Source organism: Neisseria sp. P0017.S009, assembly GCF_051957375.1.
GTDB classification, from domain to species: domain Bacteria; phylum Pseudomonadota; class Gammaproteobacteria; order Burkholderiales; family Neisseriaceae; genus Neisseria; species Neisseria perflava.
In genome coordinates this window covers 19,729-40,980 of sequence record NZ_JBQCWL010000008.1, presented here as the reverse complement: position 1 = coordinate 40,980, position 21,252 = coordinate 19,729, and the positions used below count along the sequence as shown (strand labels likewise).

Below are 21,252 nucleotides of genomic sequence, written 5' to 3'. Positions count from 1 at the left end.
TTGTTGACAATATGAATCCGCTTGTTGATGAAATATCGAAATTTTCACTGCGGTTTGTCTTTGGAAAACGCTATAATAGAACTAATATTCTTTTTCTTCCAGCCGTCTTTATTATATTGTTTCAGACGGCCTTTCCCTCTCTCAATAAAGGAAAATCATGAGCTTCAAAACCGATGCTGAAATTGCCCAGTCTTCCACCATGCGCCCGATTGGTGAAATTGCCGCCAAGCTGGGTTTGAACGTTGACAACATCGAGCCCTATGGTCATTACAAAGCCAAAATCAATCCTGCCGAGGCATTCAAGCTGCCGGAAAAACAAGGCCGTCTGATTTTGGTTACCGCCATTAATCCGACTCCTGCGGGTGAGGGTAAAACCACCGTAACCATCGGTTTGGCGGACGCATTGCGCCATATCGGCAAAGACTCGGTTATCGCCCTGCGCGAGCCTTCTTTGGGTCCGGTGTTTGGTGTTAAAGGTGGTGCGGCAGGCGGCGGCTATGCCCAAGTTTTGCCGATGGAAGACATTAACCTGCACTTTACCGGCGACTTTCACGCCATCGGCGCGGCGAATAACTTGCTCGCTGCCATGCTTGATAACCATATCTATCAAGGCAACGAGTTGAATATCGATCCGAAACGTGTGCTGTGGCGTCGCGTGGTCGATATGAACGATCGTCAGTTGCGCAACATCATCGACGGCATGGGTAAACCTGTTGACGGCGTGATGCGCCCCGATGGTTTTGACATTACCGTTGCCTCCGAAGTGATGGCGGTATTCTGTCTTGCCAAAGACATCAGTGATTTGAAAGAGCGTTTGGGCAACATCCTTGTCGCTTACGCTAAAGACGGCAGCCCTGTTTACGCCAAAGATTTGAAAGCGAATGGCGCGATGGCGGCATTGCTCAAAGATGCGATTAAGCCTAACTTGGTACAAACCATCGAAGGTACTCCGGCTTTTGTACACGGCGGTCCGTTCGCCAACATCGCCCACGGCTGTAACTCTGTAACGGCTACCCGTTTGGCGAAACACCTTGCCGATTACGCCGTTACCGAAGCAGGCTTCGGCGCGGATTTGGGCGCGGAAAAATTCTGCGACATCAAATGCCGTCTGGCAGATTTGAAACCTGATGCGGCTGTTGTCGTGGCCACTGTCCGCGCTTTGAAATATAACGGCGGCGTGGAGCGTGCCAACCTCGGAGAAGAAAACCTCGAAGCGTTGGCAAAAGGCCTGCCTAATCTGCTGAAACACATTTCCAACCTGAAAAACGTATTTGGCCTGCCTGTGGTGGTTGCCATCAACCGCTTCGTGTCCGACTCCGATGCCGAGTTGGCCATGATTGAAAAAGCCTGTGCGGAACACGGCGTTGAAGTTTCTCTGACCGAAGTATGGGGCAAAGGCGGCGCGGGTGGTGCAGACTTGGCGCACAAAGTCGTCAACGCCATCGAAAACCAACCGAATAACTTCAAGTTTGCCTACGATGTTGAGTTGAGCATTAAAGACAAAATCCGTGCGATTGCCCAAAAAGTGTATGGTGCGGAAGATGTTGATTTCAGCGCGGAAGCGTCTGCCGAAATCGCTTCACTGGAAAAACTGGGCTTGGACAAAATGCCGGTCTGCATGGCGAAAACCCAATATTCTTTGAGCGACAACGCCAAACTTTTGGGCTGCCCTGAAGGCTTCCGCATTACCGTGCGCGGCATTACCGTTTCTTCCGGTGCGGGCTTCATTGTTGCCTTGTGCGGCAATATGATGAAGATGCCGGGTCTGCCGAAAGTTCCGGCTGCCGAGAAAATTGATGTGGACGCAGAAGGCGTGATTCACGGCTTGTTCTGATTTAGATTGATTTTGAAATAGATAAAGGCCGTCTGAAACGAGGTTTCAGACGGCCTTTTATAATTTAAGTGAATTTCAACCGGCTTTTTAAGAAATTGAAGAAATTGTCCATCATGTCGAACATCGTATTGCGGTCTTCGCCAAACAAAGAAATGCTGCGGTCTTTGCTGATTCTGTCATACGCGGCAAAAATGGTTTTAAGCTCTTCAGTGGTCAAGCGCAGTTGCTTTTCGTACAAGATGCGGCTTAAGAGCGTTACTTCCGTCGCGTTTAAATCAGGGAAGAGATGACTGATCCACAGTTCCATGGTGTATTGGACGGATCTGTTGATTTTGTCTCTTTTTTTGCTTTCTTGAGTTGTGTGTATCCTGTATGACAACAAAGACTCGGGCAGGTTGGCAAAGGTTTTGCCATGTAGGGCGCATTGTACCCACATATGGAAATCGGGAGCGGTTTCTGTCGCGGTGTAGTTTATCCCAAGGTTTTTAATGCTATCGTGCCGCCACATGGTGGTGGGGTTGAACATGTTTTGGGCGGCAAAGGAGAGAAAGGCTTTAATGTCTTTGTCGAGTAGGGGGAGGTCGCTTAAAACGGGTTCTCTTCCGGTTTGGTCGTCGAAAAAGATGGTGGCTTGGCTGCCGACAATATCGATTTCGGGATGGCTGTCTAAAAACTGAATCTGTTTTTCAAAACGATCCAAGGCGCAAATATCGTCCGCGTCCATTCGTGCCACATATTCGACCTCTACGCCTTTGAGCATATTCATGGCAAATTGGCAGGCAAACGGCTCGCCCCTGTTTTCCGGAAGGTGGAAAACCTGCAAACGTGAATCTTTGGCTGCGTAAGCCTCGAGGATTTCACCGGTTTTGTCTGTTGAAGCATCGTTGATGGCGATGACGAAAAAGTCGCGGAATGTTTGATTCAATACCGAATCCAAGCATTCGGGCAAATAAGCTTCGGCACAATAGGCCGGCAAAATAACGGCGAGTTTCATGTTTGTTTTCGATGTGTTTTGATGTGTAGTCGGTGGAAGATTTTACTATAAATTTCCCAAAAGCTAAGGCCGTCTGAAACCTTATTTTCAAGTTTTCAGACGGCCTTAGTGTGAATCCGAGATACGGATTATTTAACGATTTGGTTCAATTCGCCTTTGGCGTATTTGGTTGCCATTTTTTCCAAAGAAATCGGTTTGATTTTGTCGGCTTGGCCTTCGCAACCGAATGCGAGGTAGCGGTCAAGACAGATTTGTTTCATGGCTTCGACGGTTTTGCTCAAGTATTTGCGCGGGTCGAATTCGGATGGGTTTTCTGCCATGAAGCGGCGGATGGCGCCGGTAGAGGCGAGGCGCAAGTCGGTATCGATGTTGACTTTGCGGACACCGTGTTTGATGCCTTCGACGATTTCTTCAACCGGTACGCCGTAGGTTTCACCGATTTTGCCGCCGTGTTCGTTGATGACTTTCAGCCATTCTTGCGGAACGGAGCTGGAACCGTGCATCACGATGTGGGTGTTGGGCAGGGCTTGGTGGATTTCTTTGATGCGGTCGATACGCAATACGTCGCCTGTGGGCGGACGGGTGAATTTGTATGCACCGTGGCTGGTACCGACGGCAATAGCCAATGCGTCAACGCCGGTATCTTTAACGAAACGTACGGCATCTTCGACGCTGGTCAGCATTTGGTCGTGGGAAAGTTTGCCCACTGCGCCGACGCCGTCTTCTTCGCCGGCTTCTCCGGTTTCGAGGTTGCCCAATACGCCGATTTCGCCTTCGACGGACACGCCGCAAGCGTGGGAGAAGTTAACGACGGTACGGGTGGCGTTGACGTTGTATTCGTAAGAAGAAGGGGTTTTGCCGTCTTCCATCAGCGAGCCGTCCATCATCACAGAGGAGAAGCCCAGTTGGATGGAGCGTTGGCACACATCAGGAGATGCGCCGTGGTCTTGGTGCATTACGACAGGGATGTGCGGGAATTCTTCAACTGCGGCCAAAATCAGATGGCGCAGGAATGGGGCACCTGCGTATTTGCGTGCGCCTGCGGATGCTTGAACGATAACGGGGGCGTTGACTTGGTCGGCCGCCTCCATGATGGCGCGCATCTGTTCGAGGTTGTTAACGTTGAATGCGGGCAGACCGTAGCTGTTTTCGGCAGCATGGTCCAATAATTGGCGCATGGATACGAGTGCCATGAGAAGCTCCTGAAGTAGTGAAGGGTAAATTTATCCGATAAATTATAATGTTTTTTGAAATGAAAAACTACAAGCTGCTACATTGTTTTTATATATTAACGAACAGGGTCTCGGTTTATAATGGCGTGGTATTGAAAACGGGTGTGCAAAATGGATAGGATTTCGGTGGCCAAGTGTGATAAGCCTTTGTTTCAGACGGCCTTGACGGTGCAGGTGGGCGATGTGAACTATGGCGGCCATTTGGCGAACGATGCTGTGTTGCGTTTGTGCCATGAAGTGCGGATGCGTTGGTTGGCGAAGCTGGGTTGGAGCGAAATGGATGCTGGAGGGGCAGGCCTGATTATGGCGGATGCGGCGGTGCAGTATTTGGCGCAAGGTCATCATGGCGATGAGCTGTCGGTAGAAATGGGGGCGGCAGGCATGGCCGGTGTGGGCTTTTCTTTGTTGTACCGTATCCGCAGGATTTCAGACGGCCTTGTGCTGGCGAAAGTACAGACAGGCATGGTGTGTTTTGATTATGGCAAACAACGCGTCTGCCGTCTGCCTTCGGCCTTGAAAGCAGCATTGGAGGCCGTCTGAAATGGCGGAATCAAATAATTTTGCGCTTCATCTTGAACGCTATCTGAAAACCTTGCTGCAACAAGGCAAGTCGGAGCATACCGTTTCCGCTTATCGGCGCGATTTGAGTGAATTGATGCGCCTATTGCCCGATAATCTGGAAAACGGTCTGCCGACGCGCCGTGATTTTGTGGCGGTATTGAAAAAGCTGTCGCAAAAGGGCTTGAGCGAAAGCAGCTTGGCGCGGAAATTGTCGGTATGGCGGCAGTATTGCAGTTGGCTGGTGCAGATAGAAGTCATGGAAAGCGATCCGACATTTAATATGAAAGCGCCGAGCCTGCCCGAACGCCTGCCCAAAGCGCTGCCGCAAGAACCTTTAAACCATATCCTTGACCATGCGCCTGTTGATGACGAGTTGGACGTACGCGATAAGGCCATGTTTGAATTGATGTATGGTAGCGGTTTGCGCCTGAGCGAGATACAAGGTTTGAATCTGGACGGTATCGTTTTGGACGAAGGCTGGGTCAGTGTGAAGGGTAAAGGCGGCAAGCAGCGGCAAGTGCCTTTGGTGGGCAAGAGCATTGCGGCATTGCGCGATTATCTGGCGGTGCGTATTGCTAAAGAGGGCGAGCAGGCCTTGTTCACCAATAAGAACGGCAGCAGGCTGGGGCAACGTCAAATTCAAAAACGCCTGCAGGCGTGGGCAGTGCGCGTGGGCAGTGCCAGCCATATCTCGCCGCACATGATGCGCCACAGCTATGCGACCCATCTTTTGCAGGCATCGGGCGATATCCGTGCTGTGCAGGAATTGTTGGGGCACAGCAATCTTTCCGCTACGCAAGTTTATACCAAGCTGGATTTCGACCATTTGGCGCGTGTTTATGATGAGGCGCACCCAAGGGCGAAACGGAAAAAATGATTTTGTTTGAGTCAGGCCGTCTGAAGAGCGTTTTCAGACGGCCTGATGTTTTATGGATAAAAATACAAGATAATTTGAAACCATTTGAATTTTTATCGGTCTGACGAGGTTTCGGATGTTGGTTTAATGTGCGGATAGCATAAACGCCGGAAGAATAGGCTGTTTTGACTTACCGCTTATCTTTTAAAACTACCTTTTGTTTGATAATATTAGTAATGAGAGCTAATATCATATTATGATATGCAGCCTTTAAAACAGCAGGTCTATAAACTTTCTCTATAAGCATTAATGCTTATTTTGACTGTAAAACGACTTGCAAACGGGAATTGTTGCTATTAACATAACGGAATTATGGATAAAAAACGAATTTTAACTCCAGCCGTCGTGACTTCCGTTGCGTTGATTCACGTCGGCTTGGTTGCACTTTTATGGCACGCGCACAAACCGCCTCCTGTCGAAATGGCGAATATTGAATTTGTCGATTTAGGCGATTTCGGCGGTGGCGACGGCAGCCCTGAAGGCGAAGGCGCACCTGCCGCACCCGAGCCAACCCCCGAACAACCGAAACCCAAGCCAAAACCCAAACCTAAGCCTGTCGAGCCGCCCAAACCTGTTATCAAACCTGTGGTAACGAAAAAAGAAAAAGCGGATATCGTACAGCAAAAGGAAAAACCGAAACCTATCGAGAAACCTAAGCCCGAGCCTAAGCCGGAACCCAAACCTGAGCCGAAGCCCGAACCAAAACCTGAACCAAAACCAGAGCCGAAGGCAGAACCTAAACCGTCTCCCAAAGCATCTGAATACTCAGGCAGCAAAACCGGGCCGAATACTGCTGAAAACGGTAAAGGCAACGGCGAAGGCAAAGCCTTGGGCGGAGAAGGGAAAGGCAACGGCGGCGGTACGAAAGGTACAGGCAGCGGCCGTGGCGAAGGCAGCGGATCCGGCAGTGGTGGTGCGAAAGGCGAACATGGCTCCGGTACCGGTGGCGGAGGTGGTGGCAGCGGTACAGGTGCCGGCAGCAGTAAAGGCAATCCGGCAAAAGGAACCTGCCATATTCCGAGACCTCCGTATCCTTCACTGTCCACTGAAAATGGCGAAGAGGGCTTGGTTGTTTTGAAAGTCTTGGTTGGTCCCGGCGGTAAAGTGGATTCAATTAGTGTGAATAAATCAAGTGGTTATAGTCGTCTGGATAATGCAGCGCGTAAAGCCGTTAAAGATGGTAGCTGTCATGCAAGTGTTTGGACTGAATTTAAAGTACCTGTCAAATTCACGCTTGAATAAGTATCTAGGACTAAGCTGATTGATTGGAAAATATATGCTGTTGGGAAATATTTTTAAATGACCCGATAGAAATTTTAATTTTATTTTTAACTTGGAAAAATTATGGATTTAAGTTTAGTTTTCAAATCAGGTGATGTGGTACTGATTGGTGTATTTGTCCTGATGTTGTTGATGAGTGTGGTGACTTGGAGTGTCATTGTGATCCGCTGCATCAAATACCGCAAAGCGAAAAAAGGCAATGCTCAGGTAAAAGAGTTGATGTTGAATGCGTTTACGCTGGCCGATGCCGTACAAAAAGCCAAAGCGGTAGAAGCACCGATGAGCAATGTTGCCGATGAGTCTCTGCGCGCATACCAAAACTACCGTCAAACGACAAGTAAATCGCTGATTGACGAATTGCCTTTGAACGAATACTTGGTTGTTCACATCCGCAACAGCATGTCCCAAACTATGCGCCAGTTCGACTACGGTATGACTGCTTTGGCCTCTATCGGCGCAACCGCTCCATTTATCGGTCTGTTGGGTACTGTTTGGGGTATTTACCATGCCCTGATCGGCATCAGCGAAAGCGGTCAAATGAGCATTGCTGCGGTAGCCGGTCCGATTGGTGAGGCTTTGGTATCGACTGCCGTCGGCCTGTTTGTAGCGATTCCTGCTGTATTGGCATACAACTTCCTCAATCGCGGTACAAAAACCATCGCGCAAGATATGGACGCATTTGCACATGACCTGCATGTCCGCCTGCTGAACCAAAAGGATTAAACCATGGCTTTCGGATCAATGAATTCCGGCGATGATGCGCCGATGTCGGATATCAATGTGACACCTTTGGTGGATGTGATGCTGGTGTTGCTGATTGTATTTATGATTACCATGCCGGTGCTGACCCACTCGATTCCTTTGGAGTTGCCGACTGCTTCGGAAAAAGCGGCGAAAGAGGATAAGCAGCCTAAAGATCCTTTGCGTTTGAGCATTGATGCCAATGGTGCTTATGTCGTTGGCGGCGATTCGGATAACAAAGTGGATTTAGCAACGGTAACTGCCAAGCTGAAAGAAGCCAAAGCGAAAAACGAAGATGTGATTGTGGCGATTGCGGCGGATAAAGCGGTTGAATACGATTATGTCAACCAAGCCCTGCAAGCGGCGCGCGAAGCCGGTATCAGCAAAATTGGTTTTGTAACGGAAACCAAAGCGCAGTAATCTTTTGAACACAGTAAAGGCCGTCTGAAAGCTTGATTGACTTTCAGACGGCCTTTTGTTGTATTTGGTAACTATATGTCCAGGCTGTATAATTAGCGGATTAAATTGAATAATGACAATACAGGAACCACTATGACAGAAACCATCGAGCGCGACAGTATGCAATACGATGTCGTGATTGTCGGCGCAGGCCCGTCGGGTTTGTCTGCCGCCATCAAACTCAAGCAGCTTGCCGAAAAGAATGGACGCGAAATCAGCGTTTGCGTGGTGGAGAAGGGTTCGGAGGCCGGTGCGCACTCGCTGGCCGGTGCCATCATCGATCCGATTTCTTTGAATGAGCTGATTCCTGATTGGAAAGAAAAAGGTGCGCCGCTGACGCGTACAGTGACGAAGGACAGGGTTGTGTTCCTGACCGAGAAAAAAGCGTTCAACCTGCCGATTACCCCTAATTTCGACAACCATGCAAATTACATCGCCAGCTTGGGAGAAGTTGTCCGCTGGCTGGCGGAGCAGGCGGAAAATTTGGGCGTGGAAATCTATCCGGGCTTTGCCGCCGCCGAAGTGCTTTATCACGAAGATGGTTCGGTCAAAGGCATTGCGACCGGCAATATGGGCGTGGGCAAAGACGGTGAACCGACCGATTCATTCCAGCCAGGCATGGAGCTTTGGGCGCAGCAAACCATATTTGCCGAAGGCTGTCGCGGCTCGCTTTCCAAGCAAGTCATTGAACAATTTAAGCTCGACCAAAACAGCGAGCCGCAAACTTACGGCTTGGGCATTAAAGAAATTTGGGAAGTGCCGTCTGAAAAACATCAGCCCGGTTTGGTGATGCACAGTGCAGGCTGGCCGTTGGACAGCAAAACCTATGGCGGCTCGTTTATTTATCATTTTGACGACAACAAAGTCGCTGTCGGCTTTGTGGTCGGCTTGGATTATCAAAACCCTTATCTGTCGCCGTTTGAAGAGTTCCAACGTTTCAAAACCCATCCTGAAATCCGCAAAACCTTTGAAGGCGGCCGCCGTATCGCTTATGGCGCGCGTTCGCTGATTGAAGGCGGTTTGCAAAGCCTGCCGAAACTCTCGTTCAAAGGCGGAGTTTTGGTCGGCGATGCCGCAGGTTTCCTGAATATGCCACGCATCAAAGGCATTCATACCGCGATGAAATCCGCTATGCTCGCCGCAGAAGCCGTGTTTCCTATGTTGGAAAATCTCGAAGAAGTGGAAAGCTTTGACAGCGGCAAAGAAGCGGCCGATTATCAGCAACGCTTTGAACAAAGCTGGCTGTATCAAGAGCTTTACGCCGCGCGCAATGTCCGTCCGTCATTCAAATGGGGCGTTTACCTCGGCTCAATCTATACCGGCATCGACCAAATGATTTTCAGAGGCAAAGCCCCGTGGACCTTGAAACATCACGGCAAAGACAACGAGCAGCTCAAAAAAGCAGCCGAATGCAAGCCGATTGATTATCCGAAGCCCGATGGCGTTTTGACCTTCGACCGTTTGAGTAGCGTTTTCCTTGCCAACCTTGCGCACGAAGAAAACCAGCCCGACCATTTGGTACTGAAAAATCCGCAGGTCATGATAGATGTAAACTACAAAGAATATGCCTCGCCCGAAACCCGCTATTGTCCGGCCGGCGTATATGAAATCGTCGAAGAAAACGGCAGCCCGCGTCTGCAAATCAATGCCGCCAACTGTGTTCACTGCAAAACGTGCGACATCAAAGACCCGACGCAAAACATCACTTGGATTTGTCCCGAAGGCGCGAGCGGACCGAATTACGGCGGAATGTAATTTACTGTTTTGAAGTCAAAACCTAAAGGCCGTCTGAAAAGTTTCAGACGGCCTCTATCCTATTATTTCATCAATGGAAGCATTATGAACACGCACATTTGGCAGGCAGGCCGATTTGAAATCGCCTTAGACAAACCGAAAATCATGGGCATCGTCAATCTGACCCCCGATTCATTTTCCGATGGCGGCACCTATTCGCAAAATGTCTCAATAGCATTGGCACATGCTGAGCAGCTGCTGAAAGACGGTGCGGATATTCTCGATATCGGCGGCGAATCTACCCGCCCGGGTTCGGATGATGTTTCTCTCGAAGAAGAATGGGCCAGGGTACAGCCGGTTTTGGCGGAAGTGGCCAAATGGAATGTTCCCGTCAGCTTGGACACGCGCCGTACGGCAATTATGAAAAAAGCCTTGGCGCAAGGCGGCGTGGATATTATCAACGACGTTGCCGCATTGAGTGATGAAGGCGCAGTCGCATTGTTGGCGCGACAGCCGAAGACGGGCGTGTGTCTCATGCACATGCAGGGTTTGCCCAAAACCATGCAGCTGAATCCGCAATATCAAGATGTCGTCGAAGAAGTCGCGCGTTATTTAAAAGTACGCGCGGCAGAATGCGTTCAAGCAGGCATTGCCCCTGAACGCATCACGCTAGACCCCGGCTTCGGTTTCGGCAAAAATCTGCAACACAACATCACCCTGATACAACATTTGCCTGAACTGATGGACGCAACCGGATTCCCCCTTCTGATCGGCGTATCTCGCAAACGTATGATTGGCGAACTGACAGGCGAACAAGATGCCGCCAAACGTGTACACGGCAGCGTCGCAGCCGCTTTGGCCTCAGTCGCCCGAGGCGCGCAAATCATCCGTGTTCACGATGTCAAAGCAACATCGGACGCTTTGAAAGTTTGGGAAGCATTGGGCGTATCGGCATAATACCCGAATAGAAAACCAACAGGCCGTCTGAAACATTTGCTCGGCATCTTGAACAAGCAACAAGTTATGCTATAATCCGCATCTACTCTTGACGGGTCTGTAGCTCAGGGGTTAGAGCAGGGGACTCATAATCCCTTGGTCGTGGGTTCGAAACCCACCGGACCCACCAAATATTAAAAATGCCCGAGGCTTTTGGCTTCGGGCATTTTTGTATTTATTGGTTTGTGAAGGGTTGGAATATAATGTCGAGTATAGCAATTCGGTTATGTCGTCCAATATGTTTTTTAGGGAAAATTCTTTTTAAAAAAGAAGGAGTAGTTTGGTGGAGTTATTGCCTTATTTTCTGTTTTTTTTAGTATTTGTGTATTTTATTGTAATTATCATTAATCTAGTAATGCTATATAAAATATCAAAATTAGAAGGGATGAATGCGGGTTTTTTTGAATATCTGTTTATTGCTAGAAGAATGCAATTTAATTTTTTCAAGGTGCTGTTTGGAGTGCAAAAAATCTCCAATAAATTTTATTTGAAAGTATTAAGAATAAATTTATTGGTTGCTATGATTATTCTTATTTTAGGTTTTTCTATTGTCTTATATTCGACATATTTAGTATAAAAATTAACCTATCGAATGAAAGTCAGCTATTTAAGCTGTAGAGTGTTTTGTAAACCAATGCCGTCTGAAAATCGTCATTTCAGACGGTATTTTTAATTATTTAAGTAATACCATTTCAGTATGGCTGGATTGTTTTCAGACGGCCTGAAGATTTAGTCGGCCGTTCCGCGTATTTCGTTGATTGGGATGCGCGGTGTATAAAGTATGTCGTAAGTCGGCTTGTCCAGCAGATCTTGTAGTGAATATTGATCTAAATGATTGAAGAAGGCTTTGATGGCGCCGGTGATGATACCGGTCAGTCGGCAGGATGGGGTGATGAGGCATTCGTTGTTATCGCCCATGCATTCGACGACCTGCATCGGCTCAAGATGGCGTACAACTGCACCGATATTGATGTTTTCAGGATTGTCTGCCAAGCGTAAACCGCCGCCTTTGCCGCGCACACTGACCAGAAAACCGCCTTTGACTAATGAGGTAACTACTTTCATCAAATGGCTTTTGGAAATATTGTAAGTCTCGGCAATGGTGCCGATATTGACGAGGGTATCGTCGTTGATGGCGGTATAAACCAATACGCGCAATCCGTAATCGGTATGTTGGGTCAGATACATGGCTGGCTCTTTAGATATTTTTATTATATGTCAAAAGCGTAGTACTTGGAGAGGGGCTGTTTGACTTTATGTGGGATTGGGTTTCATAATATCTGAAACATTTGAATTAATCCAGTTTGACAAACTGTTACCATTATAACGAACTTATGAAGCCCTTGAAACGCCATCCTGCCTTAATAGAACTTTCCCGCGAACATCATGGCTCGCTGTCGTTGTGTGTCCGTCTTCTGCGTACGCCCGATCAAAGCCATCAGGCGGAGCTGGAGCCTCATTTTATTGAGCTTGAGCCACATTTTTTGGAAGAGGAAACCATGTTTGCGCCGTATTGGGATAAAATTGCCCCTGCGTTGTGGCAGCGTTTTGAAGGCGATCATGCCAAATTGCGCGCGATGATGGCGCATCCTGAATATATGAATGAATCATGGAATAAGGAGTTTGCTGTTACTTTGCGCGATCATGCGCGCTTTGAGGAGCGCGAGCTTTTCCCTGCGATTGAACCTTTTTTGCCTTTGCCTGAGAATGTGTAATAGGGAAGGGAATTGATGGCCGTCTGAAAAGTTTCAGACGGCCTCTGTTGCTGTTTTATGATGATATAAAAATTGAAGGAACCACTATGAACGATTTGTTCAAACATCCCGTGTGGGCAATGGCCTTCCGCCCGTTTTATTCGTTGGCGGCTTTGTATGGCGCATTGTCTATACTGCTTTGGGGCTTCGGCTTTCAGGGTACGCCTGAGTTGCCGGGTTTTTATTGGCATGCCCATGAAATGATTTGGGGCTATGCCGGATTGGTTGTCATTGCATTTTTATTGACGGCCGTGGCGACTTGGACAGGCCAGCCGCCGACACGCGGTAAGGCTTTGGCCGGTTTGACCGCATTTTGGCTGTTGGCCCGCATTTGTATGTTTATTCCTGGTTGGGGGGTAACGGCAAGCGGCATATTCGGTACGATCTTTTTCTGGTATGGCGCGGTATGCATGGCTTTGCCGGTAATTCGTTCTCAAAACAAGCGCAACTATGTTGCCGTGTTCGCTATTTTTGTTTTGGGCGGCACCCATTTCGCCTTCCATCTGAAAGTGCAGCCGTTTGATGCCATTGCGCTGATGACCGGTTTGCAATCCGGTTTGATTATGGTGGCCGGTTTTATTGGTTTGATCGGTATGCGGATTATCTCGTTCTTTACGTCCAAACGCCTGAACGTGCCGCAAATCCCCAGCCCTCAATGGGTGGCGCATGCTTCACTTTGGCTGCCTATGCTGACCGCCATGCTGATGGCGCATAACATTTTGCCGGGACTGGCCGCGTTGTTTGCGTTGGCTGCCGGTGTGATTTTTACCGTGCAGGTGTACCGCTGGTGGTATAAAGCCGTGCTGAAAGAGCCTATGCTTTGGATTTTGTTTGCCGGCTATCTGTTTACTGGCTTGGGCTTGATTGCGGTCGGTCTTTCTTATTGGATTCCAAGTTTCCTGAATTTGGGTGTGCACCTTATCGGCGTTGGCGGTATCGGCGTGCTGACTTTGGGCATGATGGCGCGAACTGCGCTTGGCCATACCGGCAACTCCATTTATCCGCCGCCTAAAGTGGTTCCTGTCGCCTTTTGGCTGATGATTGCCGCAACGGTTGTCCGTGTTTTGGCTACCTTTGTGAGCGGTACGGCATACACGCACAGTATTCGTTGCTCCGCCGCTTTGTTTGCCGCCTCTTTGCTGTTGTACGCATGGAAATATATTCCTTGGCTGATCCGTCCGCGTTCGGATGGTCGTCCGGGTTAACGGTTTGGCGAAATGAGAAGGCCGTCTGAAAAGTTTCAGACGGCCTTTATTGTTGATAATAAAAAAGCCTTTCAAAGTATGAAGGCTTTTCTTGAAACTGTGGCCTCGCCAACAGGAATCGAACCTGTATTTTACGCTTAGGAGGCATACGTTCTATCCGTTGAACTATGGCGAGGCGGTAAAGGAGGGGATTTTAAACCTTTCCAGCAAAAAAAGACAATAAGCCGGCGGCAATCAAAGGGCCGACCGGAATGCCGCCGACAAAGGCAACGCCGATGACCGTGCCGATTAATAATCCGGTTACCAAAACAGGCTGTTCGCTCATCAATGGAACGCCGCGTCCGGCAAGCCAGGCAACCAAAATGCCGATAAGGACGGCAGCAATCATTTTGAAATTGATAAACTCGGAAACCGGCGGAATCTGGATTTTACCGGAAACCAACGGACTCAATACGCCGATGGTCAGCAGGATGATGCCCAGATGCAAACCGTGTTTTTCCACCAAGGGAAGATATTGCGACAAGGCCGTCTGCTGCATGAGCAGCAATACCGCCGCCGAAATCGTAATCGAGTTGTTGTTGCTGACGACGCCCAAAAAAATCAGCGTAACCAGAAACAAAGGGACAAAGCTGAAATTCATCGGATTAAGATACTCGGGCTAAAGATTCTTTTGCCAGTTGGATCATGGCTTCTTTGACTTCGCTGTCAGGCAACACGTCCAATGAAGCGATGGCTTTGTCAACGGCTTTTTTCGCTTCAGAAATCGAATACGGCAAAGCGTCGGAGTTGACGACATAGTCGTGGATTTTTTCAAAATAGCTGCGGTCGGCATTTTCCAAAGCATAGCGCACATCGTTGGCGGCCTGCTCGGAGCCGTTTCGCATCAGGTAAATCAATGGCAGGGTAGGTTTGCCTTCTGCCAAATCGTCGCCGACGTTTTTGCCGATTTCTTCGGTTTCGCCTGAATAGTCCAAAACATCGTCAATGATTTGGAAAGCCGTACCGACGTACATGCCGTAGTCTTTCAAGGCTTGCTCGTGTTCGGGGGAAGCCTTGCCCAAAATTGCGCCGACTTGCGCGGCCGCTTCAAACAATTTTGCTGTTTTGTATTGGATAACTTGGACGTATTGCTCTTCGGTAATATCCGTATTGCCGATGTTCATCAGCTGCATGACTTCGCCTTCGGCGATGATGTTGGTCGCATCGGCCATCACTTCCAATATACGCATACTGCCTGAACCGACCATCAGTTGGAAGGCGCGTGTATAGAGGAAGTCGCCGACCAAAACGGCCGCTGCGTTGCCGAAGAGATTGTTTGCGGTTTTACGGCCGCGGCGCAATTCACTTTCGTCAACGACATCGTCGTGCAGGAGGGTGGAGGTGTGGATGAATTCCACCATCGCTGCCAGCGAATACAGCTTTTCATCGTCATGCCCGACTGCTTTGCCTGCCAAAATGGTAATAATCGGACGCAGTCGCTTACCGCCCGCGCTGATGATGTATGTGCCAATTTGCGAAATCAGCGCGACATCGGATTGAACAGCTTGGTTGATGACCGCGTTCACTTTGGCAAGGTCATCGGGCAGGTGGCGTTGGAAGTAAGGCAGGTTTTCGAGCATAAAACATTCTCTGTTGATAAAACGGAGCGGAGGCTCCAATGAATCTGTTTAAACCCGTACATTCGGTCGGGGTAATAACGTTGCATAAAGATATCAGCAATCCAGCGCGTGATTATATCAGTTAAAAAGCATGCAACATATCTTTCAGACGGCCTTTTCAGTTGTAAATAAAATAAATTTTGACAAAATAGGCAAATAGAAATAGAATAGCTCGTTTCGCACATGGTGTGCGGAATGTTAACCTAATTCTCATGGAGTTGAGTATGTACGCGGTCATAAAAACCGGCGGTAAACAATACAAAGTTTCCGTTGGCGAAAAATTGAAAGTAGAACAGATACCAGCCGAACTCGACAGCCAAATCGAACTGACTGAAGTTTTGATGATTGCTGACGGCGAATCTGTAAAAGTAGGCGCACCTTTTATCGAAGGCGCAAAAGTAACAGCCAAAGTCGTTGCTCATGGTCGTGGCGAGAAAGTACGCATTTTCAAAATGCGTCGTCGCAAACACTACCAAAAACGCCAAGGCCATCGCCAAAATTTCACCCAAATCGAAATCGTGGCAATCGCCTAATTTCAAGTAAGTTCAGGAGTATTACAAATGGCAAGTAAAAAAGCAGGCGGTAGCACCCGCAACGGTCGCGATTCAGAAGCCAAACGCTTGGGCGTTAAAGCCTACGGCAACGAGCTGATCCCGGCAGGCTCCATCATCGTTCGTCAACGCGGTACTAAATTCCACGCAGGTGACAACGTAGGCATGGGCAAAGACCACACTTTGTTTGCTAAAGTCGACGGTTACGTTGAATTCAAAACCAAAGGCGCGCTGAACCGTAAAACTGTCAGCATCCGTCCTTACACCGGTTCTGAAGAATAATCGTTTTACGATTGAAAGCCGCATTCCCTTTTCGGAATGCGGTTTTTGTTTATCTGAATGTTTGTCCGTTTGATAAAATCCGTATGTCGTGAAGCTTGATTTATATTAAGGCCAAAGTAAAAACGCGCTTACAATTGATAACATTTGTTTTATTCTATCAATGCTTTCTATATAATCTATCAAATGCCTTTGATTTACCCTCATGTAGCTAAACACAGTAAACTTAAGGCCGTCTGAAAAAATCCGTATCAGTTGAATACAAGGAATTCCTCCCATGAGCTTACACAGTGATATTCTCGTCGTCGGCGCAGGCCCTGCCGGATTAAGTTTTGCCGCAGAGTTGGCCGGAAGCGGTTTGAACATAACCCTGATTGAAAGAAGTCCTTTAGAAGTGTTGCAAAATCCGCCGTATGACGGCCGTGAAATCGCACTGACGCACTTGTCGCGCGAAATCATGCAGCGATTGGGTATGTGGGATTTGATTCCAAAAGACGAAATTTATCCTTTGCGCGATGCCAAAGTGTTGAACGGTCATTCCGATTACCAGCTCCACTTCCCGCAACCGACAGAGGCACGCGGTGAGCCTGCGGACTGCTTGGGCTATTTGATTTCCAATCACAACATCCGTAAAGCCGCTTATGAAGTCGTGTCCAAATTGGATAACGTCAAAATCTTGACCGGCACCAATGTTAAAGAAGTTAAAACTTCCGACAATGAGGCGCAAGTTATTTTGGAAAGCGGCGAAGTATTGACCGGCCGTCTGTTGTTGGCCGCCGATAGCCGCTTCTCGCAAACGCGCCGTCAATTGGGCATTTCTTCCGATATGCACGATTACAGCCGCACTATGTTTGTGTGCCGCATGAAGCATACTTTGTCTAATCTGCATACCGCATATGAATGCTTCCACTACGGCCGTACCATTGCGTTGCTGCCTTTGGAAGAGCATTTAACCAATACGGTGATTACGGTGGACAGCGATAAAGCCGAGACGATTAAAAACATGTCGCCGGAAGAGTTGGCAGCCAGCGTGAAAGAGCAACTCAAAGGCCGTTTGGGTGATATGGAATTGGTCAGCACCATTCACAATTATCCTTTGGTCGGCATGATTGCCCAACGTTTCTACGGCAAACGCAGCGCGTTGATCGGCGATGCCGCAGTCGGTATGCATCCGGTTACTGCGCACGGTTTCAACTTGGGTCTGGCAAGTGCCGATCTTTTGGCTAAATTGGTTCTTGAAGCCGAGCAACGCGGTCAGGATATTGGTGCGAAGAGCCTGCTGGAAAAATACAGCACCAAGCATATGCTCCACGCCCATCCGATTTACCACGGCACCAATATGCTGCTGAAACTCTTTACCAATGAAACTGCTCCGGCGAAACTGCTGCGCGGTTTGGTATTGCGTGCAAGCAATAACTTCCCGCCGCTGAAAAAACTGATTACCAAACAATTGACCGGTTAATCATTTGAAAACATAAAAGGCCGTCTGAACGATTACAGTTTCAGACGGCCTTGTTTTTTATCTGCTGCTTATTCGGCTAAAACCGATTCGGGCATTTCTTGACGGACGTTTAAGGAAGTCAGTTTTTTGGTCAAGATGCTCAATACGATGCCGTAGGCAGGCAGGAAGAAGAGGGTGCAGATGGCAAGTTTGAATAGATAGTCGACAAATGCGATGCCCTGCCAATTTGCCGCCATAAATTCATCGTTGCTCGCGTAAAAGGCAACGGCAAAAAATACCAGCGTGTCCAAAGCGTTGCCGACGACGGTGGAAGCAGTAGGGGCTGCCCACCATGATTTCAGACGGCGTAATCTGTTGAACACGAAAATATCGAGAATTTGCCCGAGCGCATAGGCGGAAAAGCTGGCCAATGCGATACGGCCGACGAAGGTGTTAAAGTCGGCCAAAGATGCCCAGCCTGTCCAGTTGCCGTCATGAAAGAGGACGGAGAAGACATAAGAGAGCAGCAGGGCGGGGAACATCACCCAAAAAATAATCCGTCTCGCCAACGGCGCACCGAAAATGCGCACGGTCAGGTCGGTAGCGAGGAAGATAAAGGGGAAGGAAAATGCGCCCCAAGTGGTAAAAATACCGAAAATCTGAAAGGGGAACTGCACCAGATAGTTGCTGGCGGCAATAATAAAAATATGGAAAAGCACCAGCCAGAAGAGCGCTTTCTTCTGCTGTGCGGCAGTAAATTCGTACATGGAAATCTTTCGGAGGTTTTTCAGACGGCATGAAGCCTTGCAAGACCGTGCAATAAATAAAGTCTTGCCATGAAAAAGGCGTTAGGCCGTCTGAATAGGATTATTGTGCATCGTGTTCGAACAAGCGTTTGCGTGCCAAAGCTTCAAACTCTGTACCTGCTTTGCCGTAGTTGGCAAACGGATGAATGGCGATGCCGCCGCGCGGTGTGAATTCGCCGAATACTTCGATGTATTTCGGATCCATCAGGGCGATGAGGTCTTTCATGATGATGTTGACGCAGTCTTCATGGAAGTCGCCGTGGTTGCGGAAGCTGAAGAGATAGAGTTTCAGTGATTTGCTTTCCACCATTTTGATATGGGGGATGTAGCGGATGTAGATGGTGGCAAAGTCGGGCTGGCCGGTCATCGGGCAGAGGCTGGTGAACTCGGGGCAGACGAATTTGACGAAATAGTCGTTGTCGGGGTGTTTGTTGTCGAACGCTTCCAAAATTTCAGGCGCGTATTCGCTCGGGTATTGGGTTTTCTGGTTGCCCAAAAGGGAGATGCCTTGCAGCTCTTCGTTGTTGCGGGACATGAGGTTTCCTTAGTTTTTTAATGTGGGAGGTTTTCGAACCACGGGGTGCGGATTGTAATATAAATTGCATGGCTTGTGCGGATTTTATAGCGATGAATCAGCAAGATAGGTTTCAGACGGCCTGTTTTGTATTTTATGAAACCTGTTTTCCGCTTTACAATAGCAGCCAATCAACAGGCCGTCTGAAAGTATTTGTATGTCTTTAGCCCAACCCAAACGTATTCTGATCATCAAATTGCGCCATCATGGCGATGTGCTTTTGAGCACGCCGGTGGTCGATGCGCTGAAAACCCATTTCCCCGATTGCGAAATCGATATGCTGGTGTATGCCGGTACGGGACAGCTGATTGCCGATAATCCGCAGATTGCGCAGATTTTTACCATTGATCGAAATTGGAAGAAGCTGGGCGTATTCAAGCAGTTGGCGTGTGAGAAAAACCTTTTGTCTAAGCTGAAGGCACGCGATTACGACTGGGCCTTCAATCTGTCCGATCAATGGCGCGCGGCAATAATCGCCAAACTGTGTGCTCGTTGCAGCGTGGGTTTGGACTGCATTAAGCGCGACGGTTTTTGGTGGCGTTTCTGTCATGATTTTATCAACCATGAGCTTGATCCCAGCCATCATATCGTTGAAAACCAATTGAATATCCTTGCGCCGCTTATCCAGCCTGAAGACGTCGCCGATGCGAAGGTACGCCTTTGGGTAGCACAAGATGCAAGGGAAAGCATGCAGCAGAAATTGCGTGAGCAGGGGTGGAGCGGTGAAGATTATGTGTTACTGCACCCGGGTGCGCGTTGGCATTTCAAATGTTGGGAAGACGGCAAAAACGCCGCCATCGTACAACTTCTGCTCAACAGCGGACAGAATGTCGTATTGACTGCTTCTCCCGACACTGTCGAACAATACATGCTTCAGGAAATTATAGGCCGTCTGAATATTCCGGAAGGCAGAAAAGTATATGTGTTGTCCGGATGTTTGAGCCTGCGTGAATTGGCGGCGGCCATTGAGGGCGCCAAGCTGTTTGTCGGTGTCGATTCCGCACCGATGCACATCGCTGCAGCTTTGGATAAACCGCAAATCGCTTTGTTTGGCGCGTCATGGGTGGATAAATGGCGTCCGTATTCCGAGCAGGCGGAAGTCATTTATGCCGGCGATTATGCCGAACTGCCTCACCCCGACAGCATCGATACCAACGATCCGACCCGTTTGTTGAAAGCGATTCCGTTGCAGGATGTGTGGGACAAAATTTCGGCCAAATTGGAGGCGTTGGAGGCTTAAAACCGCTTACCACGATCCGTTAAACGTTTTAGCTTTGCGCCAAAACGCCCATTTTGAACGGCGGCCGATTTCCAGCGTGCCGCCGTTTTCGCCGTCTGTGGCAATGCACACGGTTTTCAGACGGCCTGAATCAAGAGCGTCCCATAAAGGCGCAAACCAACGGGTTTCCCAGCTTTCCAAAATATCTTTGTATGCCCAAACATCGCCTGTCTGTAAGGTGGAAACCAAGTCGTCCAAAAAGATAAGGCCGTCTGAAACCGTGTTGCCTGTTTCTTGAACCATCTCAAACCAAGCCTTCAAATCATACGGCGCATCGAGTTTGGGCGTATCTGAAAAACGCGCCCATGCGCTGTCTGAAGCGACAATATCCGCAGACTGTGTACCGTTCGCATCGTTCCACAGCCACAAACCGTTGATTTCCGGCAATCCTTGTTGTTCACGCGCTTGGTTAATCGGATGCGTGTGGAGAAACATTTGGATTTCCGTCTGCATGGCCAACCAAGACACCGCATCTTGGCCGTGCGCCTGACCGTCCATTTCCGGCTGCCCGCACACATCCAAAACACATTCCGCGCCCCAATCTTCTATCGTCGGCATACTGAGCAGCCACATGCTTTCGCAAAGCGGCTCGAATTGCCAATCTTTATCTTGATAAAACGCCGACAAATCCGCACATAACCGTTGCGCCTCCTCTTTTTGGATGCCGATAAACTCGCCGCTGATAATGTTGACATGGTGCATGCCCATCTGTTGCCAAACCGGAGAGGCAAAAGCGGCCGCGCGTTTTTGGCTTGTGTGGCGTAAACGTTGCACTTGGGCAATGAGGCTGCCGTTCCACAAATGGCGTCCGTAAAATTCAGACGGCCTGAGTGTTTCTTTGCGTAATGTGCCATAACGCAAAAGACGGTTAAAAGCAGGTAAGGCAAGCTCAGGGACGGATTCGTCGGCAAAGCGGTTGAGCGAGGGGAGGGCGAGGGTCAGCTTCATAAGCGCAAA

22 protein-coding genes, 2 tRNA genes and 1 riboswitch are annotated in these 21,252 nt (G+C 48.9%); of the genes, 15 read left to right on the top strand and 9 right to left on the bottom strand.

From position 1 onward, the window contains the following. Window positions 1-157 precede the first annotated feature (157 nt). Window positions 158-1,834 (top strand): formate--tetrahydrofolate ligase, encoded by a 1,677-nt coding sequence (locus ACTHTG_RS09790; RefSeq protein WP_308538515.1) that lies wholly within the window; start codon window positions 158-160, stop codon window positions 1,832-1,834. A gap of 64 nt (window positions 1,835-1,898) precedes the next feature. Here the strand turns inward: ACTHTG_RS09790 and ACTHTG_RS09785 are convergent, their stop codons facing one another. Together ACTHTG_RS09785 and fba are read right to left on the bottom strand one after the other, a co-directional pair. Continuing rightward, window positions 1,899-2,828: a glycosyltransferase family 2 protein gene (locus tag ACTHTG_RS09785; RefSeq protein WP_308538514.1), complete on the bottom strand. Its 930-nt coding sequence runs from the start codon at window positions 2,826-2,828 to the stop codon at window positions 1,899-1,901. Window positions 2,829-2,956: 128 nt separating this feature from the next. Next, window positions 2,957-4,021, bottom strand: a complete 1,065-nt coding sequence (gene fba / locus ACTHTG_RS09780; protein ID WP_003686828.1) for a class II fructose-bisphosphate aldolase — start codon at window positions 4,019-4,021, stop codon at window positions 2,957-2,959. Window positions 4,022-4,171: 150 nt separating this feature from the next. On the opposite strand from fba, the gene ACTHTG_RS09775 reads away from it, so the two are divergent. From ACTHTG_RS09775 to ACTHTG_RS09740, 8 genes are all read left to right on the top strand, one after another. Then, the gene (locus tag ACTHTG_RS09775) at window positions 4,172-4,600 is read left to right on the top strand and encodes an acyl-CoA thioesterase (RefSeq protein ID WP_070588022.1); all 429 of its coding nucleotides are present in this window, start codon (window positions 4,172-4,174) and stop codon (window positions 4,598-4,600) included. A gap of 1 nt (window position 4,601) precedes the next feature. After that, entirely contained in the window at window positions 4,602-5,498 is an 897-nt protein-coding gene (locus ACTHTG_RS09770) for a tyrosine recombinase XerC (protein WP_308538513.1), read from the top strand. Window positions 5,499-5,849: 351 nt separating this feature from the next. After that, window positions 5,850-6,779, top strand: a complete 930-nt coding sequence (locus ACTHTG_RS09765) for an energy transducer TonB (RefSeq protein ID WP_070588025.1) — start codon at window positions 5,850-5,852, stop codon at window positions 6,777-6,779. A gap of 102 nt (window positions 6,780-6,881) precedes the next feature. After that, on the top strand, window positions 6,882-7,541 hold the full coding sequence (locus ACTHTG_RS09760; protein ID WP_049332314.1) for a MotA/TolQ/ExbB proton channel family protein: 660 nt from the start codon (window positions 6,882-6,884) through the stop codon (window positions 7,539-7,541). 3 nt (window positions 7,542-7,544) lie between these two features. Next, window positions 7,545-7,979: an ExbD/TolR family protein gene (locus tag ACTHTG_RS09755; RefSeq protein ID WP_070588026.1), complete on the top strand. Its 435-nt coding sequence runs from the start codon at window positions 7,545-7,547 to the stop codon at window positions 7,977-7,979. A 132-nt stretch (window positions 7,980-8,111) separates the two neighbouring features. Beyond that, complete coding sequence (locus ACTHTG_RS09750) at window positions 8,112-9,773, top strand: electron transfer flavoprotein-ubiquinone oxidoreductase (RefSeq protein WP_308538512.1); 1,662 nt, start codon at window positions 8,112-8,114, stop codon at window positions 9,771-9,773. A gap of 84 nt (window positions 9,774-9,857) precedes the next feature. Next, a complete protein-coding gene (folP, locus tag ACTHTG_RS09745) occupies window positions 9,858-10,709 on the top strand; it encodes a dihydropteroate synthase (protein ID WP_070504331.1) in 852 nt (283 codons plus the stop codon). Between the two features lie 93 nt (window positions 10,710-10,802). Next, window positions 10,803-10,878 (top strand) — tRNA-Ile (locus ACTHTG_RS09740). Window positions 10,879-11,477: 599 nt separating this feature from the next. On the opposite strand, the gene ACTHTG_RS09735 is transcribed toward ACTHTG_RS09740, so the two are convergent. After that, complete coding sequence (locus tag ACTHTG_RS09735; RefSeq protein ID WP_004518811.1) at window positions 11,478-11,936, bottom strand: RrF2 family transcriptional regulator; 459 nt, start codon at window positions 11,934-11,936, stop codon at window positions 11,478-11,480. Window positions 11,937-12,082: 146 nt separating this feature from the next. Here ACTHTG_RS09735 and ACTHTG_RS09730 point away from each other — a divergent pair, with 146 nt between their 5' ends. Next, on the top strand, window positions 12,083-12,463 hold the full coding sequence (locus tag ACTHTG_RS09730; RefSeq protein ID WP_070504337.1) for a hemerythrin domain-containing protein: 381 nt from the start codon (window positions 12,083-12,085) through the stop codon (window positions 12,461-12,463). A gap of 86 nt (window positions 12,464-12,549) precedes the next feature. Beyond that, entirely contained in the window at window positions 12,550-13,707 is a 1,158-nt protein-coding gene (locus ACTHTG_RS09725) for an NnrS family protein (RefSeq protein ID WP_039861842.1), read from the top strand. 100 nt (window positions 13,708-13,807) lie between these two features. Here the strand turns inward: ACTHTG_RS09725 and ACTHTG_RS09720 are convergent. The 3 genes from ACTHTG_RS09720 to ispB all read right to left on the bottom strand — a co-directional run bounded on the left by ACTHTG_RS09720 (window position 13,808) and on the right by ispB (window position 15,326). Beyond that, a tRNA-Arg gene (locus ACTHTG_RS09720) sits at window positions 13,808-13,882 on the bottom strand. Window positions 13,883-13,900: 18 nt separating this feature from the next. After that, a complete protein-coding gene (locus ACTHTG_RS09715) occupies window positions 13,901-14,347 on the bottom strand; it encodes a DUF441 domain-containing protein (protein WP_004518807.1) in 447 nt (148 codons plus the stop codon). A 4-nt stretch (window positions 14,348-14,351) separates the two neighbouring features. Further along, complete coding sequence (gene ispB / locus ACTHTG_RS09710) at window positions 14,352-15,326, bottom strand: octaprenyl diphosphate synthase (protein WP_004518806.1); 975 nt, start codon at window positions 15,324-15,326, stop codon at window positions 14,352-14,354. A gap of 263 nt (window positions 15,327-15,589) precedes the next feature. Here ispB and rplU point away from each other — a divergent pair, with 263 nt between their 5' ends. From rplU to ubiM, 3 genes are all read left to right on the top strand, one after another. Then, the gene (gene rplU, locus ACTHTG_RS09705) at window positions 15,590-15,898 is read left to right on the top strand and encodes a 50S ribosomal protein L21 (protein WP_100066624.1); all 309 of its coding nucleotides are present in this window, start codon (window positions 15,590-15,592) and stop codon (window positions 15,896-15,898) included. A 27-nt stretch (window positions 15,899-15,925) separates the two neighbouring features. Beyond that, the gene (gene rpmA, locus ACTHTG_RS09700) at window positions 15,926-16,198 is read left to right on the top strand and encodes a 50S ribosomal protein L27 (protein WP_002212328.1); all 273 of its coding nucleotides are present in this window, start codon (window positions 15,926-15,928) and stop codon (window positions 16,196-16,198) included. 274 nt (window positions 16,199-16,472) lie between these two features. Further along, the gene (ubiM, locus tag ACTHTG_RS09695) at window positions 16,473-17,657 is read left to right on the top strand and encodes a 5-demethoxyubiquinol-8 5-hydroxylase UbiM (RefSeq protein ID WP_004518804.1); all 1,185 of its coding nucleotides are present in this window, start codon (window positions 16,473-16,475) and stop codon (window positions 17,655-17,657) included. 68 nt (window positions 17,658-17,725) lie between these two features. On the opposite strand, the gene ACTHTG_RS09690 is transcribed toward ubiM, so the two are convergent. After that, the gene (locus ACTHTG_RS09690) at window positions 17,726-18,403 is read right to left on the bottom strand and encodes a 7-cyano-7-deazaguanine/7-aminomethyl-7-deazaguanine transporter (RefSeq protein ID WP_004518802.1); all 678 of its coding nucleotides are present in this window, start codon (window positions 18,401-18,403) and stop codon (window positions 17,726-17,728) included. A gap of 100 nt (window positions 18,404-18,503) precedes the next feature. Next, window positions 18,504-18,977, bottom strand: coding sequence for a preQ(1) synthase (queF, locus tag ACTHTG_RS09685; protein ID WP_003748427.1), 474 nt, complete (start codon window positions 18,975-18,977; stop codon window positions 18,504-18,506). A 3-nt stretch (window positions 18,978-18,980) separates the two neighbouring features. Then, a riboswitch (PreQ1 riboswitch) is annotated at window positions 18,981-19,025 on the bottom strand. A gap of 148 nt (window positions 19,026-19,173) precedes the next feature. On the opposite strand from queF, the gene rfaQ reads away from it, so the two are divergent. After that, window positions 19,174-20,256 (top strand): putative lipopolysaccharide heptosyltransferase III, encoded by a 1,083-nt coding sequence (gene rfaQ / locus ACTHTG_RS09680; protein WP_308538508.1) that lies wholly within the window; start codon window positions 19,174-19,176, stop codon window positions 20,254-20,256. Between the two features lie 6 nt (window positions 20,257-20,262). Here rfaQ and ACTHTG_RS09675 read toward each other — a convergent pair whose 3' ends face one another. Continuing rightward, window positions 20,263-21,243, bottom strand: coding sequence for a hypothetical protein (locus tag ACTHTG_RS09675; RefSeq protein WP_049321988.1), 981 nt, complete (start codon window positions 21,241-21,243; stop codon window positions 20,263-20,265). Between the last annotated feature and the right edge of the window lie 9 nt (window positions 21,244-21,252).

Excerpts from the sequence above, each read along its gene's own strand:
- ACTHTG_RS09790 (WP_308538515.1), top strand. The coding sequence starts at position 158 with ATGAGCTTCAAAACCGATGCTGAAATTGCCCAGTCTTCCACCATGCGC.
- ACTHTG_RS09785 (WP_308538514.1), bottom strand. The coding sequence starts at position 2,828 with ATGAAACTCGCCGTTATTTTGCCGGCCTATTGTGCCGAAGCTTATTTG.
- fba (WP_003686828.1), bottom strand. The coding sequence starts at position 4,021 with ATGGCACTCGTATCCATGCGCCAATTATTGGACCATGCTGCCGAAAAC.
- ACTHTG_RS09775 (WP_070588022.1), top strand. The coding sequence starts at position 4,172 with ATGGATAGGATTTCGGTGGCCAAGTGTGATAAGCCTTTGTTTCAGACG.
- ACTHTG_RS09770 (WP_308538513.1), top strand. The coding sequence starts at position 4,602 with ATGGCGGAATCAAATAATTTTGCGCTTCATCTTGAACGCTATCTGAAA.
- ACTHTG_RS09765 (WP_070588025.1), top strand. The coding sequence starts at position 5,850 with ATGGATAAAAAACGAATTTTAACTCCAGCCGTCGTGACTTCCGTTGCG.
- ACTHTG_RS09760 (WP_049332314.1), top strand. The coding sequence starts at position 6,882 with ATGGATTTAAGTTTAGTTTTCAAATCAGGTGATGTGGTACTGATTGGT.
- ACTHTG_RS09755 (WP_070588026.1), top strand. The coding sequence starts at position 7,545 with ATGGCTTTCGGATCAATGAATTCCGGCGATGATGCGCCGATGTCGGAT.
- ACTHTG_RS09750 (WP_308538512.1), top strand. The coding sequence starts at position 8,112 with ATGACAGAAACCATCGAGCGCGACAGTATGCAATACGATGTCGTGATT.
- folP (WP_070504331.1), top strand. The coding sequence starts at position 9,858 with ATGAACACGCACATTTGGCAGGCAGGCCGATTTGAAATCGCCTTAGAC.
- ACTHTG_RS09735 (WP_004518811.1), bottom strand. The coding sequence starts at position 11,936 with ATGTATCTGACCCAACATACCGATTACGGATTGCGCGTATTGGTTTAT.
- ACTHTG_RS09730 (WP_070504337.1), top strand. The coding sequence starts at position 12,083 with ATGAAGCCCTTGAAACGCCATCCTGCCTTAATAGAACTTTCCCGCGAA.
- ACTHTG_RS09725 (WP_039861842.1), top strand. The coding sequence starts at position 12,550 with ATGAACGATTTGTTCAAACATCCCGTGTGGGCAATGGCCTTCCGCCCG.
- ACTHTG_RS09715 (WP_004518807.1), bottom strand. The coding sequence starts at position 14,347 with ATGAATTTCAGCTTTGTCCCTTTGTTTCTGGTTACGCTGATTTTTTTG.
- ispB (WP_004518806.1), bottom strand. The coding sequence starts at position 15,326 with ATGCTCGAAAACCTGCCTTACTTCCAACGCCACCTGCCCGATGACCTT.
- rplU (WP_100066624.1), top strand. The coding sequence starts at position 15,590 with ATGTACGCGGTCATAAAAACCGGCGGTAAACAATACAAAGTTTCCGTT.
- rpmA (WP_002212328.1), top strand. The coding sequence starts at position 15,926 with ATGGCAAGTAAAAAAGCAGGCGGTAGCACCCGCAACGGTCGCGATTCA.
- ubiM (WP_004518804.1), top strand. The coding sequence starts at position 16,473 with ATGAGCTTACACAGTGATATTCTCGTCGTCGGCGCAGGCCCTGCCGGA.
- ACTHTG_RS09690 (WP_004518802.1), bottom strand. The coding sequence starts at position 18,403 with ATGTACGAATTTACTGCCGCACAGCAGAAGAAAGCGCTCTTCTGGCTG.
- queF (WP_003748427.1), bottom strand. The coding sequence starts at position 18,977 with ATGTCCCGCAACAACGAAGAGCTGCAAGGCATCTCCCTTTTGGGCAAC.
- rfaQ (WP_308538508.1), top strand. The coding sequence starts at position 19,174 with ATGTCTTTAGCCCAACCCAAACGTATTCTGATCATCAAATTGCGCCAT.
- ACTHTG_RS09675 (WP_049321988.1), bottom strand. The coding sequence starts at position 21,243 with ATGAAGCTGACCCTCGCCCTCCCCTCGCTCAACCGCTTTGCCGACGAA.